The organism is Streptomyces sp. NPDC060184, assembly GCF_042728795.1.
GTDB lineage: Bacteria > Actinomycetota > Actinomycetes > Streptomycetales > Streptomycetaceae > Streptomyces.
This window is the reverse complement of record NZ_JBHWYX010000014.1, coordinates 1-18,395: the sequence shown is the minus strand read 5'-3', so window position 1 is coordinate 18,395 and position 18,395 is coordinate 1. Positions and strand designations below refer to the sequence as shown.

Annotated in this window: 13 protein-coding genes; 7 read left to right on the top strand and 6 right to left on the bottom strand. The window is 71.3% G+C overall.

What is annotated here, in order from left to right:
- Positions 1-65 precede the first annotated feature (65 nt).
- Positions 66-1,118, top strand: coding sequence for a LacI family DNA-binding transcriptional regulator (locus ACFWEE_RS11980; protein ID WP_386888477.1), 1,053 nt, complete (start codon positions 66-68; stop codon positions 1,116-1,118).
- A gap of 244 nt (positions 1,119-1,362) precedes the next feature.
- Here the strand turns inward: ACFWEE_RS11980 and ACFWEE_RS11975 are convergent, their stop codons facing one another.
- Complete coding sequence (locus tag ACFWEE_RS11975) at positions 1,363-2,043, bottom strand: TrkA family potassium uptake protein (protein ID WP_327178419.1); 681 nt, start codon at positions 2,041-2,043, stop codon at positions 1,363-1,365.
- Positions 2,043-2,711, bottom strand: coding sequence for a TrkA family potassium uptake protein (locus tag ACFWEE_RS11970; RefSeq protein ID WP_327178420.1), 669 nt, complete (start codon positions 2,709-2,711; stop codon positions 2,043-2,045). The genes ACFWEE_RS11975 and ACFWEE_RS11970 overlap by 1 nt, the downstream gene beginning before the upstream one ends.
- A gap of 491 nt (positions 2,712-3,202) precedes the next feature.
- Here ACFWEE_RS11970 and ACFWEE_RS11965 point away from each other — a divergent pair, with 491 nt between their 5' ends.
- Both ACFWEE_RS11965 and ACFWEE_RS11960 read left to right on the top strand, forming a co-directional pair.
- Positions 3,203-5,251, top strand: coding sequence for an APC family permease (locus ACFWEE_RS11965; protein WP_386888476.1), 2,049 nt, complete (start codon positions 3,203-3,205; stop codon positions 5,249-5,251).
- A gap of 227 nt (positions 5,252-5,478) precedes the next feature.
- A complete protein-coding gene (locus tag ACFWEE_RS11960) occupies positions 5,479-6,807 on the top strand; it encodes a class I SAM-dependent RNA methyltransferase (protein ID WP_386888475.1) in 1,329 nt (442 codons plus the stop codon).
- A 119-nt stretch (positions 6,808-6,926) separates the two neighbouring features.
- On the opposite strand, the gene ACFWEE_RS11955 is transcribed toward ACFWEE_RS11960, so the two are convergent.
- Positions 6,927-7,919, bottom strand: coding sequence for a LacI family DNA-binding transcriptional regulator (locus ACFWEE_RS11955; RefSeq protein ID WP_386888474.1), 993 nt, complete (start codon positions 7,917-7,919; stop codon positions 6,927-6,929).
- A gap of 338 nt (positions 7,920-8,257) precedes the next feature.
- Here ACFWEE_RS11955 and ACFWEE_RS11950 point away from each other — a divergent pair, with 338 nt between their 5' ends.
- The 3 genes from ACFWEE_RS11950 to ACFWEE_RS11940 all read left to right on the top strand — a co-directional run bounded on the left by ACFWEE_RS11950 (position 8,258) and on the right by ACFWEE_RS11940 (position 12,110).
- Entirely contained in the window at positions 8,258-9,982 is a 1,725-nt protein-coding gene (locus ACFWEE_RS11950; RefSeq protein ID WP_386888473.1) for a discoidin domain-containing protein, read from the top strand.
- 230 nt (positions 9,983-10,212) lie between these two features.
- Positions 10,213-11,583, top strand: coding sequence for a DUF1996 domain-containing protein (locus ACFWEE_RS11945; RefSeq protein WP_386888472.1), 1,371 nt, complete (start codon positions 10,213-10,215; stop codon positions 11,581-11,583).
- Positions 11,559-12,110, top strand: a complete 552-nt coding sequence (locus tag ACFWEE_RS11940; RefSeq protein WP_386888471.1) for a DUF305 domain-containing protein — start codon at positions 11,559-11,561, stop codon at positions 12,108-12,110. Before ACFWEE_RS11945 ends, ACFWEE_RS11940 begins: the two co-directional genes overlap by 25 nt.
- Before the next feature lie 21 nt (positions 12,111-12,131).
- Here the strand turns inward: ACFWEE_RS11940 and ACFWEE_RS11935 are convergent, their stop codons facing one another.
- Both ACFWEE_RS11935 and ACFWEE_RS11930 read right to left on the bottom strand, forming a co-directional pair.
- A complete protein-coding gene (locus ACFWEE_RS11935; RefSeq protein WP_386888470.1) occupies positions 12,132-14,966 on the bottom strand; it encodes an FtsX-like permease family protein in 2,835 nt (944 codons plus the stop codon).
- Positions 14,963-15,661 carry an ABC transporter ATP-binding protein gene (locus ACFWEE_RS11930; RefSeq protein ID WP_386888469.1) on the bottom strand — a complete coding sequence of 233 codons (699 nt, stop codon included), beginning with the start codon at positions 15,659-15,661 and terminating at the stop codon, positions 14,963-14,965. The genes ACFWEE_RS11935 and ACFWEE_RS11930 overlap by 4 nt, the downstream gene beginning before the upstream one ends.
- Before the next feature lie 101 nt (positions 15,662-15,762).
- Here ACFWEE_RS11930 and ACFWEE_RS11925 point away from each other — a divergent pair, with 101 nt between their 5' ends.
- Positions 15,763-16,395, top strand: a complete 633-nt coding sequence (locus ACFWEE_RS11925) for a helix-turn-helix transcriptional regulator (protein WP_386888468.1) — start codon at positions 15,763-15,765, stop codon at positions 16,393-16,395.
- Positions 16,396-17,060: 665 nt separating this feature from the next.
- Here the strand turns inward: ACFWEE_RS11925 and ACFWEE_RS11920 are convergent.
- Complete coding sequence (locus tag ACFWEE_RS11920) at positions 17,061-17,630, bottom strand: PadR family transcriptional regulator (protein ID WP_386888467.1); 570 nt, start codon at positions 17,628-17,630, stop codon at positions 17,061-17,063.
- Positions 17,631-18,395: the final 765 nt, after the last annotated feature.

The following is an 18,395-nucleotide window of genomic DNA, read 5'->3' as shown; positions in this document are numbered from 1 at the left end:
TCCGGCAGTTTTACATCGTTGATTGCAACGTGGCAACAGGGGTGCGGGTGTGCCACGATGTCGGGGTGAGCAGCAGCCTGAAGGACGTGGCCCTCCGCGCCGGGGTCTCCCCGCGCACGGTGTCGAACGTGGTCAACGGCTCCGCGCCGGTCGCGGAGCAGACCCGCCTGCGGGTGCAGCGGGCCATCGACGAGCTGGGCTACCGGCCCAACCTCGCGGCGCGCAGCCTGCGGGCCGGCCGCACGGGCATCATCGGCCTCGCCATCCCGGAGCTGCACTCGCCCTACTTCGCCGAACTCGCCGGCCTGCTGGTGGAGGAGGCGCAACGCCGGTCCTGGACCGTGATCATCGACCAGACGCTGGGCGACGCCGAGGCCGAGCGACGCCTGCTGACCGGGGACGGGGGGCGGGTGATGGACGGACTCGTCATCAGCCCCTGGGCGCTGGAAGCGCGGGACCTCACGGCCACCGCTCGCGCGCTCCCGGTCGTGCTGCTCGGCGAGCGGAGCCCCGGCGGACTGGCGGACCGGGTGGCGGTCGACAACGTCGCCGCCGCGGACGAGGCCACCACCCACCTGCTGGAGCGTGGCCGCCGCCGCGTCGCCGCCATCGGCCTCCAGCCGCACCTGGAGAACGGCACGGCCCAGCAGCGGGCGGCGGGATACCGCAGGGCACTGCGGCGAGCCGGTGTCGAGCCCCGTCCCGCGTGGGAGCGCCCCGTGGCCGCGCTGCACCGGAGCGACGGGGCCCGGGCCATGGCGGAGCTGCTCGACGGGGACGGGGACGGGGGCGGCGCGGACGGCGGCGTACCGGACGCGGTGTTCGCGTTCAGCGACGAGCTGGCCCTGGGCGCCCTGCACACGGCGCACGCGCGGGGGATACGGGTCCCCGAGGACTTGGCGATCGTCGGGTTCGACGACATCGAGGACGGCCGGTTCAGCCACCCGGGCCTCACCACCGTCTCGCCCGACAAGCGCCAGATCGCCGCACGGGCCCTGCAGTGCCTCGCCGACCGCGTCTACAGCCCCCGCAACGAGCTGCCCGCCTCCGACCTGACGATCCCGCACCGGCTCGTCGTCCGCGGCAGCACCGGCGGCCCCGGGGCGCACGCGCGCTGACGGAAGACCGGACCGTGCGTCGCACGCCAGCACGCCAGCACCGGCGGCCCCGGGGCGCACGCGCGCTGACGGGAGACCGGACCGTGCGTCGCACGCCAGCACGCCAGCACGCCAGCACGCCCGCGCGCCGATGGGAGACCGTACGCCCTGGGCCCTGGTCGCCTCCGGGTACGGAGAAGGGCCGGGACCGAGTGCGTACCACTCGGTCCCGGCCCTCGGCCGGTGCGGCCGGCGCCGCCTCGGCTCAGTCCTCGGCCGCTACGCCCCGGCGTACCGACAGCAGGTCTTCGAGCTGCTCCTCGCGGGCCTGCGCGGCCACGAACAGCAGCTCGTCACCGGCCTCCAGCGTCTCCTCGGGGCTCGGGGTCAGCACCCGCGTGCCCCGGATGATGGTGACCAGCGAGGTGTCCTCAGGCCACTCCACCGCGCCCACCTGCGTGCCGGCCACGGCCGACTCCGGGGGCAGGGTCAGTTCGACCAGGTTGGCGTCGCCGTGGCTGAAGCGCAGCAGCCGGACCAGGTCGCCGACGCTCACCGCCTCTTCCACCAGCGCCGACATCAGACGCGGCGTGGAGACCGCGACGTCGACACCCCAGGACTCGTTGAAGAGCCACTCGTTCTTGGGGTTGTTGACGCGGGCCACGACCCTCGGCACCCCGTACTCGGTCTTCGCGAGCAGCGAGACGACCAGGTTGACCTTGTCGTCACCGGTCGCCGCGATCACGACGTTGCAGCGCTGGAGCGCCGCCTCGTCCAGTGAGGTGATCTCGCAGGCGTCCGCGAGGAGCCACTCGGCCATGGGGACCCGCTCCACCGAGATGGCGGTGGGGGCCTTGTCGACGAGCAGCACCTCGTGCCCGTTCTCCAGCAGCTCGGCCGCGATGGAACGGCCCACCGCGCCGGCGCCGGCAATCGCCACGCGCATCAGTGACCGCCTTCCTCGGGGCCCTCGGCGAAGGCCGCCTCGACCTTCGCGACCTCGTCCGTACGCATCATCACGTGGACCAGGTCACCCTCCTGCAGCACCGTCTGGGACGAGGGCAGGATCGCTTCGCCCAGTCGGGTGAGGAAAGCCACCCGCACCCCCGTCTCCTCCTGGAGCGTGCTGATCTTGTGACCGATCCACGCCGCCGAGGTGTGCACCTCCGCGAGCTGCACACCGCCGCTCGGGTCGCGCCACAGCGGTTCGGCGCCGGACGGCAGCAGCCGCCGCAGCATCTGGTCCGCCGTCCAGCGGACCGTGGCCACGGTGGGAATGCCGAGACGCTGGTAGACCTCCGCGCGGCGGGGGTCGTAGATGCGGGCCGCGACGTTCTCGATGCTGAACATCTCGCGGGCCACCCGGGCGGCGATGATGTTCGAGTTGTCGCCGCTGCTGACGGCGGCGAAAGCGCCGGCTTCCTCGATACCCGCCTCGCGGAGGGTGTCCTGGTCGAAGCCGACTCCGGTGACGCGGCGGCCACCGAACCCGGAACCGAGGCGTCGGAACGCCGTGGGGTCCTGATCGATCACGGCGACCGTGTGCCCCTGCTGTTCCAGGGTCTGCGCGAGAGCGGCTCCGACTCGCCCGCAGCCCATGATGACGATATGCACCCTGTGCCTACCTCGCAGTCCTGGTCGTCCGGCTGACCTGCGAAAACACTGTGCTCACAACTCTCTCTCGGCTTACCGGGCAAAGAAACGGGGCAACCACGTCCGTCGTTGCCCGGAGATGAGCTTAAGCGGCATCCCCGCGCCCGCCTCACCCGAGTGTGCGTTCGGCCCAGCGACCGGGCAAAGGCGGAGCGCGCACCGGTGCAAGGCGAGCGAAAGCGGCGGCAAAGACGGAGTAAAGAGAGAGGGGGAGGGCGGGTCGAGCCGGTCCGGAGCGCGGCGCACGGGGGAAAAGTCCGTCAGGCGCGCGCGGAACCAGCACGAATGAGTGACTGAAAGCGGCGGAGTGGACGCGATGCGTCACATCGGCGGGAGAAAGCGCAAGGATTTCGTTAAGGATTTTGCGAACTTTTCCGCTGTACGCAGGAGATTGGGGTGCCACGCGGTAGCGGGGGACACCGGGCCCCCGGGCAACGCTTACGATCCTCTGCGTGTCCAAACTGACCGACGTGCCCAAGCGGATCTTGATCGGACGGGCTCTGCGCAGCGACAAGCTGGGAGAAACGCTCCTCCCCAAGCGCATCGCCCTCCCCGTCTTCGCATCCGACCCGCTGTCCTCGGTGGCGTACGCCCCAGGAGAAGTCCTCCTGGTGCTCTCCATCGCGGGCGTGTCGGCGTACCACTTCAGCCCGTGGATCGCGGTCGCCGTCGTGGTCCTGATGTTCACGGTCGTCGCCTCGTACCGGCAGAACGTCCACGCCTACCCGAGCGGCGGCGGCGACTACGAGGTCGCCACCACCAACCTCGGCCCCAAGGCCGGACTCACCGTCGCCAGCGCGCTGCTCGTCGACTACGTCCTCACCGTCGCCGTGTCGATCTCCTCCGGCGTCGAGAACCTCGGCTCCGCGATCCCCTTCGTCGTCGAGCACAAGACGCTCTGCGCGATCGCCGCGATCGTGCTGCTGACGCTGATGAACCTGCGCGGAGTGAAGGAATCGGGGAAGCTCTTCGCCATCCCGACCTACCTCTTCGTCGTCGGCGTCTTCATCATGATCATCTGGGGCGCCTTCCGCGGACTGGTCCTCGGCGACTCCATGCACGCGCCGACCGCCGACTTCACCATCAAGCCCGAGCACGGGGGACTGGCCGGGTTCGCGCTGGTCTTCCTGCTGCTGCGCGCCTTCTCCTCCGGCTGTGCCGCGCTCACCGGCGTGGAGGCGATCAGCAACGGCGTACCCGCCTTCCGCAAACCGAAGAGCAAGAACGCCGCGAACACCCTCGCGATGATGGGCCTGCTGGCCGTCACCATGTTCTGCGGGATCATCGCGCTGGCCATGGTCACCGACGTCAAGATGGCCGAGAACCCGGCGAAGGACCTGTTCCACAACGGCACCTCGGTCGGTTCCGGATTCACGCAGGACCCGGTGATCTCCCAGGTCGCCGCGGCCGTCTTCGGAGACGGCTCCTTCCTCTTCGTCGTCCTCGCCGCGGCCACCGCGCTGGTGCTCTTCCTCGCCGCGAACACCGCGTACAACGGCTTCCCGCTGCTCGGCTCGATCCTCGCCCAGGACCGCTACCTGCCGCGCCAGCTGCACACCCGCGGCGACCGCCTCGCCTTCTCCAACGGCATCGTGCTGCTGGCCGGGGCGGCCATCCTGCTGGTCTGGATCTACGGCGCGGACTCCACCCGCCTGATCCAGCTCTACATCGTCGGCGTCTTCGTCTCCTTCACCCTCAGCCAGACGGGCATGGTCCGGCACTGGAACCGGCACCTGCGCACCGAGAAGGACCCGAACGCCCGCCGCCGCATGATCCGCTCGCGGGCCATCAACACCTTCGGCGCCTTCTTCACCGGCCTGGTGCTGGTCGTCGTCCTCGCCACCAAGTTCACCCACGGCGCCTGGGTCGCCCTGCTCGGCATGGTGATCTTCTACGGAACGATGACCGCGATCCGCAAGCACTACGACCGCGTCGCCCGCGAGATCGCCGCCGACGAGACCCCGTCCGACGAGACCGTCCGGCCCTCGCGCGTCCACGCCATCGTCCTGGTCTCCAAGCTCCACCGCCCCACCCTGCGCGCCCTCGCCTACGCGAAGCTGATCCGCACGGACCACCTGGAGGCGCTCTCCATCAGCGTCGACCCGCAGGAGACGAAGGCGCTGCGCGAGGACTGGGAACGGCGCGGCATCAACGTCCCGCTCAAGATCCTCGACTCCCCCTACCGCGAGGTGACCCGCCCCGTCATCGAGTACGTCAAGGGGCTGCGCCGGGAGAGCCCGCGCGACGTGGTGAGCGTCTACATCCCCGAGTACGTCGTCGGGCACTGGTACGAGCACGTGCTGCACAACCAGAGCGCGCTGCGACTGAAGGGGCGCCTGCTCTTCACCCCCGGCGTCATGGTCACCTCCGTGCCGTACCAGCTGGAGTCCTCCGAGGTCGCGAAGAAGCGCGCCCGCAGGCGCGCCGAGTGGACCGCCCCGGGCTCCGTCCGGCGCGGACCGGTCGAGCGCAGGCCCAAGGAGCAGGCGAAGAAGTCCTGAGCGGGGGAGGGGCGGCCATCCGGCCGCGCCTCTCTCCGCCTGGTCCCTCCGTGGTGTGGTGAACGGCCGGACGACTCCCACGTAGACTGGTGGGCTGTTGTCCGGCCGCGTGCGTAGGGGCCGGAACTCGTCGCCCGGCTTCCGCTGCGGAGTACGGCCCGCGACTGCTGTGCCTCTGCGCGACCGCCGTACCTCTGTTCGTCCCCCGATCTCTGGAGCTTCCCCTCATGCAGAACGAATCCACGTCGTCGCTGGTCGGGGAGGAGTACGAGGTCGAGGTCGGGCCCGTCGCGCACGGAGGCCACTGCATCGCCCGTACGGCCGAGGGCCGGGTGCTCTTCGTACGCCACACGCTCCCCGGCGAGAAGATCATCGCCCGCGTCACCGACGGCGACACCGACTCCCGCTTCCTGCGCGCCGACGCCGTCACCGTCATCGAGGCGTCCAAGGACCGCGTGCCCGCGCCGTGCCCGTACGCCGGACCCGGCATGTGCGGCGGCTGCGACTGGCAGCACGCCAAGCCGGGCGCCCAGCGCAGGCTCAAGGGCGAGGTCATCGCCGAACAGCTCCAGCGCCTCGCGGGCCTCACCCCGGAAGAGGCCGGCTGGGACGGCACCGTCATGCCCGCCGAGGGCGACAAGCTCCCCGCCGGAGAGGTGCCCGCCTGGCGCACCCGCGTCCAGTACGCCATCGACGACGAAGGCCGCGCGGGACTGCGCAAGCACCGCTCCCACGACGTCCAGCCGATCGACCACTGCATGATCGCCGCCCCCGGCGTCACCGAGCTGGGCGTCGAGAAGCGCACCTGGCCCACGCTGGCCGGCGTCGAGGCGATCTCCGCCACCGGCTCCCACGACCGCCAGGTCGTCCTCACCCCGAAGCCCGGCGGCCGGCTCCCGCTGGTCGAGCTCGACAAGCCGGTCTCCGTCCTGCGCGTCGAGGAGCACGACGGCGGAGTGCACCGCGTCCACGGCCGCGCCTTCGTCCGCGAGGTCGCCGACGACCGCACCTACCGCGTCGGCTCCGGCGGCTTCTGGCAGGTCCACCCGCAGGCCGCCAACACCCTGGTCCGCGCCGTCATGCAGGGCCTGCTGCCCCGCAAGAACGACACCGCCCTCGACCTCTACTGCGGCGTCGGCCTCTTCGCCGGTGCCATCGGCCAGCGCATCGGCGAGAAGGGCGCGGTCCTCGGCATCGAGTCCGGCAAGCGCGCCGTCGAGGACGCCCGCCACAACCTGAAGGACCTCGACCGGGTCCGCATCGAGCACGGCAAGGTCGACCAGATCCTGCCCCGCACCGGCATCACCGAGTGCGACCTCATCGTCCTCGACCCGCCCCGCGCCGGCGCCGGCAAGCAGGTCGTCAAGCACCTCTCGGGGCTGGGCGCGCGACGCATCGCGTACGTCGCGTGCGACCCGGCGGCCCTGGCACGGGACCTCGCGTACTTCCGGGACGGCGGCTACAAGGTGCGCACGCTGCGGGCGTTCGACCTGTTCCCGATGACGCACCACGTGGAGTGCGTGGCGATTCTGGAGCCGGTGAAGAAGGACGACTGACCTGGGGTCAGCACGGTCTTCGGTCCGTTCGAGGACGGACGAATCCGCGGGGCCCCGCATCCGTCGCCGCACCGTGCGCACGGTGCGGCACCGCTGCCGTGGCGGGGTGCCCCAGCTGATCAGGTCGAATCGCGCACCACGAGTTCGTTCGGCATGATCACCGGCGTCGCGGGGCCGCCGTCGATCAGGCCGAGGAGCAGGTGGACGGCGGCGGTGGCCTGGTCGGACATCGGGCTGCGTACCGAGGTCAGGGCGGGGGTGGTGTAGGCCGCGGCTTCTATGTCGTCGAAGCCGATGACCGCCACGTCGTCGGGGACGCGTCGGCCCGCCCGGTGGAGGGTGCGCAGGGCGCCGATCGCCATCAGGTCGTTGGCGGCGAACACCGCGTCGAGGTGGGGGTCGTCCTCCAGGAGTTGGCGCATGGCTTCGGCGCCGGAGGTCCGGGTGAAGTCGCCCAGGGCCACGATGGAGCGCCTGCCGGTGTCGCGAAGGGTCCGGCGGTAGCCGTCGAGGCGTTCGCGCGCTTCGTACAGTTCGAGCGGCCCGGTGATGGTGGCGATGCGGCGGCGTCCGCGCTCCAGGAGGTGGCGTACGGCCAGGGCCGCTCCGCCGGTGTTGTCCAGCGCCACGTACGGCACGTCCTGGGCGGAGGTGCGGTTGAAGGACACGACGGGCAGGCCCTGGCGCGCCAGGGCGGCCGGCAGCGGATCCGTACCGTGCAGGGCGACCAGGAGCACGCCGTCCACGTGCCCGCCGGCGATGTACCGCACCACCCGGGTCCGGCTCTGGTCGGACTCCGCGAGCATGAGGACGAGCCGTTTACCCGCCTTTTCGAGCTCTCTGCTGACGGCCCGCACCACCGCGGAGAAGAGCGGGTCGTCGGAGACGACGCCCTGGGGCGGGTCGGAGACCACGACGGCGACGGTGTCCGTGCGGCGGGTAACGAGGTTGCGGGCCGCGCCGTTGGGCACGTAGCCCAGTTCGTGGACGGCGCGCATGACGACGTCCCGGATCTGGGGGGCGACCGTCGTCTCGCCGTTGATGACACGGGAGACGCTCGATTTGGAGACGCCCGCGCGGGCGGCGACCACTTCGAGGGTGGGGCGTCTCATGCGGGTCCGTCCCCCGTGCCGCCGCCCGGGGCCCTGCGCGGGGCGGGTTCTCTCATCGGGGCGACCTCCGGCTCTGCGTCGTGGCGATGTGAGCAGCGTATCCGCAGGCCGGAGTGGCGAGGGCGGGGTTCGGGCGCGTTCCGCTCGCCGCCGGACCGGGTACGGCCCTGCCGCGGGCGACTTCTGAGGGACCGTTCCCTCAGCCCTTTCCGGTCCGGAGGGTGCCGTTTTTTCGAGGTGAAAGAGATATTGACAGCCTTGGCATGCCCCTCCATCCTCCCTTCCAGGGAGCGCTCCCCGGAGTCCGTCCTCCCTCGCCCCCACTTGAGGAGTCGCCCGTGCACACCCTGCTGCGTCGCTTCGCCTTACTTCTGGCCCTCGTGGCCTCGACTCTCGCTCTCACCGCTCTGCCCGCCCCCTCAGCCCAGGCGGCGGAGGTCCTGCTCTCGCAGGGGAAGCCCGCCACCGCTTCGAGTACCGAAAACCCCTTCGTCGCTCAGAGCGCCGTCGACGGAGACCCCGGGACGCGCTGGTCCAGCGCCTTCGCGGACCCGCAGTGGATTCAGATCGACCTCGGTGCCAGTGCCGGGATCAGCCGGGTCGTCCTCAACTGGGAGGCCGCCTACGGCAAGGCGTTCAGGATCGAGGTGTCGAGCGACGCGGTGAGCTGGACCGTCGTCCACCAGACGGCCGCGGGCACGGGAGGCGTCCAGGACCTGGCCGTCTCGGGCACCGGCCGTTATGTGCGGATGTACGGGACGCAGCGCGCCACGCAGTACGGCTTCTCCCTGTGGGAGTTCCAGGTCTACGGGACCGCCGGTACGGGCACCCCCGGTGGCGACGCGGGCCGGCTCCTCTCCTACGGCAGGCCGGGCGCCGCTTCTTCCTCGCAGGCCGACTCGAACTGCTGGGAGTGCACGCCCGCCAGGGCTTTCGACCGCGACCCGGCCTCCCGCTGGGCCACGAGCCCCACCACCGGATGGACCGATCCCGGCTGGATCTCCGTCGACCTCGGCGCGACGGCACAGATCGACAAGGTGGTCCTGCAATGGGATCCCGCCTACGCCAAGTCCTTCCAGATCCAGGTCTCCTCGAACGGAGCCGACTGGACGCCGGTCTACTCGACGACGTCCGGCACCGGCTTCAAGCAGACGCTCGCCGTCTCGGGAACCGGCCGCTACGTGCGCATGTACGGGACGCAGCGCGCCACCCCGTACGGCTATTCGCTGTGGGAGTTCCAGGTGTACGGCACGGGCGGCGCTCCGATCCAGCCCCCGCCCCTGCCGAGCGACCCCGCGAATCCGCCGCGGCTCGTCTGGAGCGACGAGTTCGACGGCGCGGCGGGCGGCAAGCCCGACGCGTCGAAGTGGCGGGCCGATCCGGGCGTCGGTCCCAACAACGAGCTGGAGTACTACACCGATCACCGCAACGCCGCCCTGGACGGGGCGGGGCACCTGGTGATGGAGGCGCGCAAGGAGACCACCGCCGGATCGTCGTGCCCGACCGACCCGCTGAGCGGCAGCACCACCTGTCAGTACACCTCGGCGCGGATGAACACCGGCGCGACCTTCCAGTTCACCTACGGGCGCGTCGAAGCACGCATCAAGGTCCCCCAGGGCAACGGCCTGTGGCCCGCGTTCTGGATGATGGGCGCCGACTTCCTGACGGGCCGCCCGTGGCCGTACAACGGCGAGGTCGACATCATGGAAATCCTCGGCAAGGACGTGAAGACGGCGTACTCGACCGTCCACGCGCCCGCGTACAACGGCGGGGGCGGCATCGGCGCACCGTACACGCTGCCCGGGAACGCCGACTTCTCCGGCGATTACCACACCTGGGCCGCCGACTGGAACAGCCGGGGCATCACCTTCAGCCTCGACGGCCGGACCGTCCTCACCCTCGACAAGGACCAGGTGGAGCAGACCCGCGGGCCGTGGATCTTCGACCACCCGCACTACATGATCCTCAACCTGGCGGTCGGAGGCGACTGGCCGGGCCCGCCGGACGCCGGCACCCCGTTCCCCTCCAGGATGCTCGTCGACTACGTGCGGGTCTACCAGTAGCCCCGGCGCTTCACCACTCCCGTGCGCGCGGTGCTCCCGGGCCGCTCCACCCCTTGCGCGGGGCGGCCCGGGCCACCTGGTGCCGTGTCAGCCAAGGTTCGCCCCGTCGCCACTGGATCGCGCCGGGACACGGGACACCGTACGGCTCCGTCCCCCGGCGTCGCCGTGGACCGGCGCGAAGCAGGTCTTCACCCCTCGGTCTTCACCCCCCCCAGCCGTGAGGAAGTGACATGCGCAGATTTCCCGTTCCTCTGTACACCTCGTTGGTCAGCGCTCTGGTGGTCGTACTGGCCGCCGCGTTGAGTCTGACCGTCTCGGCCCCCCAGGCGCGGGCCGCGACGGTCACGGTCCAGGCCGAGTCCTACGCGGCGCAGTCCGGCGTCACCCTGGAGGCGACCGCGGACAGCGGCGGCGGGCAGAACGCCGCCTACCTCGCCGACGGCGACTGGATGCGCTTCGACGGCGTCGACCTCGGCGGATCCGGCCGGCTGACGGTCTCGGTCCGGGCCGCCTCCGCCGCGGGCTCGGGCACGGTGGAACTCCGTACCGCCGCGCCGACCGGACCGCTGCTCGCCGTCATCACGGTCTCCCCGACCGGCGGTTGGCAGAGCTGGTCGACCCTGACCACCGAGGTCGCCACTCATCCCACCGGCACGCAGACGGTGTTCGCCGTGCTGCGCTCCTCGGCACCCGGCGACTTCGTCAACATCAACTGGTTCTCCTTCGCCGGTGAGGGAGACGGGGCGGCGGCCGGATGGGTCCCCGTCGACCAGGCCAAGTGGAACGCGCAGCTGGCGCAGTTCCGTGCGATGACACCGGCCGCGGTGCCCGCGAACAATGTCCGGGTACCGGAGTTCAACGCCACCTGCACCTACAGCCACTCCAGGCCGGACGACCCCATCGTCCTGCCGGGACTGCCGGGTGCGTCCCACATGCACAGCTTCTTCGGCAACCGGAGCACCGACGCGTTCTCCACGTCCGAGTCGCTGTCGGCCAGCACGCCGACCAGTTGCACCCCCGCCGTCGACCTCTCGGCGTACTGGATCCCCACCCTCTACGAGGGCGACACGGCCGTCGAACCGGAAGGCATGATCGTCTACTACGGTTCCCGCCTCACCGACCCCGCGGCGACCGTTCCCTTCCCGCGGGGATTCCGCATGATCGCGGGCAGCGCCAAGACGCAGACACCCACCCCGGCGGGATCTCCCGGCCAGTTCTGGTGCGCCGGCCAGGGCGGCGAGACCGGACGCAGTGCCGACGGCAACTGGCCGGTCTGCGCCCCCACCGCCCACCTCACCCACCAACTGGTCTTCCCCGACTGCTGGGACGGCAAGAACCTCGACAGCCCCGACCACAAGTCGCACGTGGCGTTCACGTACGACGGCACGTGCAGCGGCGCCTACCCCGTCGCCATCCCCAACCTCTCCTTCGTCACCAGTTACCCGACCAGCGGCAGCGCCGCCGGCTTCCGGCTGGCTTCGGGCATGGCATCGTCCATCCACGGCGACTTCTTCAACGCCTGGGACAACGCCGCTCTCGGCCACCGCGTGAAGGACTGCATCAACCAGAAGGCCAAGTGCAACTCCGCCGGCACGTTCTGACCCTGTGGTCGGCGTGCGTCGTGGCCTTGGCGCTGCCCGCTGTCGGCTGCACCGCGCAGCCGACGGCGGGGGCGTCGGCAGCGGCCTTCAACGCCACCGACACCGCGTGGATCCTCCTGATGATCCCCATGGCCGAGCGGGCACGGCTGCTGACCGAACTGGCGCCCTCCCGCGCGGCGGACCCGGCCCTGGCCGCCCTGGCGGCGGACACCGGCGCGACACTCCGAGCGGACCTGCGCCGCCTTCGCGCGGTGCTGCGGCTCTCGGGCGTCCCCGACACCCATCCGCACGAGGGGCACGACATGCCGGGCATGGTCAGCCTCGACACCCTGCGGGCGGCGGCCGACGCGGACGGCCAGGCGTTCGACCGGATTCTCACCGACGCGCTGCGCGCCCACTTCGCGCAGTCCGGGCTGCTCTGTACAGGAGAGCGAGCCCGGGGCCGGGCGGACCGGGCGAAGGACCTGGCCGCGGCCCTCGCGAAGAGCGCCGCCGAGGGGGCCTCCCGGCTGAGGGCTGTCCCGTAGTTCCCGGCGGCGTCCGCCCGCTCAGTCGGCGGCCAGCAGGTGGGCGGTGCTGATCCGGGACAGCCCGCGGATCGGCACCGCCAGAGCCGCCACCACCAGGGCGGTCGCCGCGAGCGTGGCCAGCAGCGCGGCGCCGGTGACCGTCAGCAGGTGTCCGTGCAGCACGCCCCGGCCGAGGGCCAGCACCCCGGCCAGACCGGCCGCCGCACCGGACAGGCCGCCCAGCAGGGCCAGTCCGATTCCCTCGTGGAGGGTCAGCTTCGCCAGCTCCCGGTCGGTCCAGCCGGTCGCCCGCAGCACCGCGAGATCGGCCGCGCGTTCGTGCTGCGAGATGACCAGGACGTCGATGGCTCCGGCGGCGCCCAGCAGCAGGGAGAGGGCGACGCTGAGATAGTCGGCCCCGCGTGCCTGCGCCACCACGGCACTGCCGAGCAACGACCCGGCGACCTCCCCCCGGAAGGCGAGCGTCAGGGCGAGCAGCACCGTGAAGGCGGCGACTCCCAGCGCCAGTCCCGCCGCGCCCAGCAGCGTGCGGCCCCGCACGCGCAGCAGGTTGAGCACGGCCAGCCCGGCCACCGAGCGCACCGGGCGCGCGCGGCGGGCCGCCGTCACCGGGGGCCTGACGGCTTCCATCGGCCCCAGCCGGGTGGCGAGCCAGGCGGGGATCAGGCCCGCCACCGTGGCCAGCGCAAGCGCCACCGGGAGTACGAGGAGCGACTTCGCGCCGGCTCCGGGCTGTCCCAGTATCCGGCCCAGCACGTACGCGAGCACCGCGCCCGCGGCTCCGGCGGCCAGCCCGATCACCGCCAGTTCGCCGAGGATCAGGCGGAGCACTTCGCCGCCGCTCCAGCCGAGGCAGCGCAGCGTGCCGATCTCGGTGCGGCGTGAGCGCACCGAGGCCAGCGCCGCCTGGCCGAGGAAGAGCGCGCACACGACGAGGACCAGGACGAAGAGCACCGCGCTCTTGGTGTCCACTGCCCTGAGGATGCGCAGGGCAACACCCTTGGCGACCCAGCGCTCCGTCACCCGGGCCGAGTCGCTCAAGCCCACCGTCTGCGGCGCGGGCGAGCTGCCGACGGTGACGTCGACCTGGAGCAGCGGGTAGGCGGCCCGGATCTTCCCGGCCACCGCGTTCACCCGCGCCCGGGACGCGGTGTCGACGCCGGTCACTCCGGCCACCCGGATTCTGATCGCGCTGACCGGTGCCTTGTCCTGGAGGCTCGGGACGCGACGGCTCCCGGTGAGCGCGGTGATGGAGTCCATCGTCGTCAGCATGGTGGGCGGCGGGCTGACGTAGCCGCCCAGGTTGCGGTCGGGCATCAGCGGCTCGTCGTGGAGCTTCGCCCGGGTCGCGCTGTCCGCGCCGGTGACCTGGGGCGTCTGGTACGTCTCCAACGGGGTTTCGGACAGGGGCGAGAAGCCGGGCAGCCGAGCGGTGTCGTACCGGCCGACCAGTTGGACGAAGGGGTTGGGCAGGCGTCCGGAGTCCTGTTGGTCGCAGACGCCCAGTCCGATGCAGTCCGTGGCGGCGTGGCTGGTCACCTTCCGGTACTGGGTGCCCTGGTGGTTCTCCTCGGGGACGTTGGGGAACGGCTGCTGGTTCGTGTTGGTGATCCACAGGCCGGGGTTCTGCGGTGGCTGCGGCTGTGCGGCCAGGTCGCCGTCGGAGGTCCGGCGGTAGACGACCGGGCCGACCGTCCAGTAGGAATCGGTGTTGAACGAGTCCTCGCTCAGCGCTTTCTCGTAGCCCTTGCCCAGGTCGGCCCGGGTCCTGCCCACCAGGGTGCCGCGCAGGCCCCGGACGAAGCTGTTCGCCGTCGGGTTGCCCAGTTTCGAGGGCAGTCGGGCCGGGTCGCCGATGTCGAGCCGTTCCACGGTGGCGTCGAGCGTGCCGGTGGTCAGCGGGTTGTCGCTGAGCAGCGCCGGGATGTAGATGTCGTGCCGGCCGTGGACGCTCTTGGCGGTCGACTCCGTCCACGGCTTGTCCCGCTCGGTGAGCATCCGGCCCGAGGCGATGGTGCCGCCCAGGCCCACCAGCCGGTCCTCGGCCGCCGGGTCGATGGCGGACAGCAGCACGGGATAACTGACCGGGACGTCGATGGTGGCCTTGTCCCGGCCGGACTGGCAGTTCATCCGCGAACTCAGGTCCGGGTCGAACGGCGACCTGTCACTGAGGTCTTCGGCGATGATGTTCGGCTTCAACGGCAGTTCCAGACCGAACTTCTTCTTCTCGGTCTTGTCCCAGTTGACGTAGAAGCAGACGTCGTACTTCCCCTGGATCTGGTACCGCTGGGTGTTCTTGTCGACCGCACCCGCCTCCAGGGTGTCGGACTCGAAGAGGTCGTCCGACTCCGATCCCGACGTCAGGGGGGAGCGGGTGAGGTAGACGTACTCGTCCGAAGTGCGGTAGCTGCCGAGCCCGGAGGTGAGCGTGGGGCGGATGCGCAGGATCTGCCGGGACGCGTCGCCGTCGACGAACCGGGACACGTCCACCGTGACGGTGCTCGCCACCATGAGGTAGCCGATGTTGGCGACCGGCGCGGCCACGTCGACCCCCGCCATGCCGCGGATGCGGTCGTACTGGGCCATGGTGATGCCGCCGAACGTCCCGGACAGGAAGTTCGGCGCGACGAGTCCGCGCTGCCGTTCCACGTCCGTCTGCGCGTCGGGCGGGCGGACCAGGACGTCGTACGCGGACCGCGCGTTCTCCCGTACGGTGCCCACGGTGGCCGCCTGGCTCGTGCTCACCGTCGAGGTCAGCAGGGTGAAACTGGTCGCCGCCACCAGGATTCCGGCGGCCAGGGCCAGCGCGCGCCCGCGTCTGCGCCGGAGCTGATCGAGGATCACCGTGATCACGGGCGCAGGCCCCCCAGCCGGTTCAGCACGTCGGCGGAGGGCGTGACCCGCTGGTCGGAGGTGATCCTGCCGTCCTGCAGTCGCACCACCCGGTCGCCGTGGGCGGCGACCTCCGCGTCGTGCGTGGCGATCAGCATCGTCATCCCGTACCGCTCGCGCAGCGACATCAGCAGGTCGATGATCTCCCGCCCGATGACGCTGTCCAGGTTGCCCGTGGGCTCGTCGGCCAGGAGCAGCCCCGGCCGGTTGATCAACGCGCGTGCGAGGGCGACGCGTTGCTGCTGACCGCCCGACAACTGTGAAGGCAGGGCGTCGGCCCGCCGGTCGAGGCCGACCGCTTCGAGCAGCTCCATGCCGCGGGCACGCCGGTCGAAGTCCACCCTGCGCGGCAGGACGGGGGCGAGTACGTTGTCCAGCGCGGTCAGCGCGGGCAGCAGGTGGAAACGCTGGAAGACGAAGCCGATACGCCGCCGGTGACGGTCCAGGTCCCGGGGCACCAGTTCCACGCCGTCGATCTCGACGCGTCCCTCGTCGGGCCGGTCCATGCCGCCCGTCACGTGCAGAACGGTGGACTTGCCGGCGCCGGAAGGACCGGTCAGCATCACCACCTCGCCGGCCGCGACCTCCAGATCCACCCCGTCCAGAGCGGTCAGCCCGGGATACCGACGGCTCACCCCGTGTAACGCCACGCTCATGGCCATTGATGCCCCTCGCCCTCGTGCGTCGCGGCAGTCTCTCGCCGCCCCTGCATTGCGCCAATTCAGGGGTATGTTGTCACAATGTAGAAGGGACGTATATGCCGCTCCATCACGCCGTGCTCGCGCTGCTGACCCGGCGACCGAACCACGGGTACGAACTCAAGGCCCGCTTCGAGGAGGCCATCGGCCCGCAGTGGGGCGGCCTGAACATCGGTCACCTGTACCAGATCCTCGAACGGCTGGTCCGTGACGGCTATGTCTCACGCTCGCAGGTCGCGCAGACCGACCGGCCCGACAAGAACCTCTATACCCTCACCGAGGCGGGCGAGGCCGAGCTGCGCTCGTGGGCGACCACCGCCTGGGTGCGTGTCGGCGGCTTCCGCGACGAACTGTTCCTGAAGCTCCTCGGGGCCTCCGCCCTGGGCCCGCAGGCCCTGGCCACGCTGATCGAATCGCAGCGGCAGACGTACCTGTCCGAGCTCGCGGGCCTGGCGCGGCAGCGCCGCGTCCACGCAGACGAGCCGCTGGTCGCCGTCCTGATCGACGCCGCCGTCGCGCACACCAAGGCCGACCTCGGCCTGCTGGACAGCGCCGCACAACATCTGGGCCCGCTCGCCTCCGCGGCAGGGAGCGCGCGGACGCCGGAGCGCTCACCCGCACAGGCGCGGGGCGACACCGACGCGGCCGGGGGCCCCGGCGGGACGCGGGGGGACCGTACCGGGTCCGATTAGTCAGGTGGTGTCCGGCGGATCATGGCCGGGTCGCGACGCCCGGCACGGCACCTCGCGGCGTTGCCGAAACGACCGAATCGCGCCGCGACGAGGAGGTTTCAACGCCGTGCGACGCACCGCACCGAACGCCGCGCACTGTCCGGCCTTGATCCGCCGGACACCACCCCGACGCGCAAGGCCGTGTGCGGGAAGCGGCGCCGTCCGCCCGGAGAGCGTGCGTGCCGGGCGTCGCAGGACAGGCGGGACTTCCGGCACACGGCCCGGGGCGGCGCCGGGACTCTTCCGGTGACGTCGGCGATGCCGGTGTTCCGCCGCGGCAGGCGATGTCGCTGATGTGGGCGGGGTACCGGCGCCCGTGGCCGGTGAGAAGGAGCACCGGGACCCGGCCGCGTCGGTCGGTTCCGCCACCTGGCGGCGGCCCGGTGTGCGGTGCGGCCCTGGTGCGGCGATCCGCGGGGGTCCTGCGGAGTCGATGTGCTTCGTCGCGGACGACCGTGTCCAGATCGTTGGGCCCGGTCTCCGAGAAGCTGTTGGAGCAGCGATGATCTGCGTCTTTGGCTTCGTCACTCTTGTGCCGCACCGATCGTCACTGTGGTGCCGATCGGAGAGGCGCCGTGGGCGGTGGTGAACCCGCGCGGCACGGTCCGTTGGTGTACGACGCCCGGTCAGGCGCCTTGGGGCAGCCCCGCCGCGGCGGCGGGAGCCTTCTCCGCCGTGCGCTCCGAGGCGTCGAGGATCGCCGGCAGTTCGTCCATCCACGCGAGCACCGCCTCCTCGTACCGCAGGCCGAAGGCGAGGGTGGCACGCAGGTGGGGACCGCCCTCGGCGGTCGCGAGACGGGTGCGGTAGTCGTCGTGGCGCTCCTGGTGGACGGTGCGGTGGTCCGCCACGAAGCGCATCAGGGTCTGCGTGTCGAGGTGGCCGCCGAAGATGATGGAGAGCAGCAGCGGGTAGCGGATCTGTTCCGTGCCCGGCGGCTGGATGATCCAGTGGGCGAACGCCTCGCGGCCCTCGTCCGAGAGGTGGTAGCGGACGCGGGCGCGGGGGCCCGCGTCGCCGCCGGTGATGAGTCCGCGGTTCGCCAGCGCGGTCAGCTCGCGGTAGACCTGGCTGCGGGTGAGTGTCCAGAAGGCGCCGACCGTCCCCTCGGCGAAGGCCAGTAGTTCGTAGCCGCTGGCCTCGCCGCTGTGCAGCAGGCCGAGGAGGGTGGCGGCGGTGGAGTTGAGGCTGTGCATTTCGGTTCTCCCTTGACACTCCTCAGTGGACGGTGCAATCTGGCCACCGACGATAGTCCACTGTGGTTGGTCCACTGTGGCATGTTCAACGGGGCTGCGGAAGCCTCTACTTGGGCGAGGGTGGGAGCCGGGGCATGTTGCGGTGGGGTGCGGGTATCCGCGGCCCCGCCGGGGGAGACGGTGTCCAGGGCGCTCGACGTCCAAGGGGGCGGACCGGCCGACCGGACGGGGTGTTGTCGTTGCGAAGCGGCCTGCGTGGCCGACCGTGCCGACGGGCTGTACGGGCTGTACGGGCGGTGCGCGCCGGCGGGCCGGGTGGTCGGTGAATGGCGCCCTCCCGCGCGGGGGTTCGGCCGACCGGGGTGGTGAACCCCTTCCCTCTTTTGCCGAGTGGACGGCCTTTTGCTGAGAATTGCCGGTGGGACAGGAGTGGGGAACACGCTTCTTGGTGAGGGGGTGTGAAGGCGGTCGCGTGCGCGTGTAACTGGCGCCCCCGCCTTTCGGGCCTTTCCTTGTGCTGACGCCTTTCCGGGGGAGGCGCGTTCCGGGCTTGTGCGCATGGATATGTGCGCCTGCCCCGATGCCGCCACTTTTTTTGCGTGTTTTTTATCCGTGCTCCGTGGGGCCGGGTGAATTCCGTAGGAAGCGAACGACCCCGCCCGCTTCATTCTCGGCCCGACCTCCGAGGAATTCCCGGTCCGCGCTCCGGCGGGGTCGTGGCCGTCGCCACCGGTGCGCGTACGGGGCCGGTGCGGGGAGCCGCCG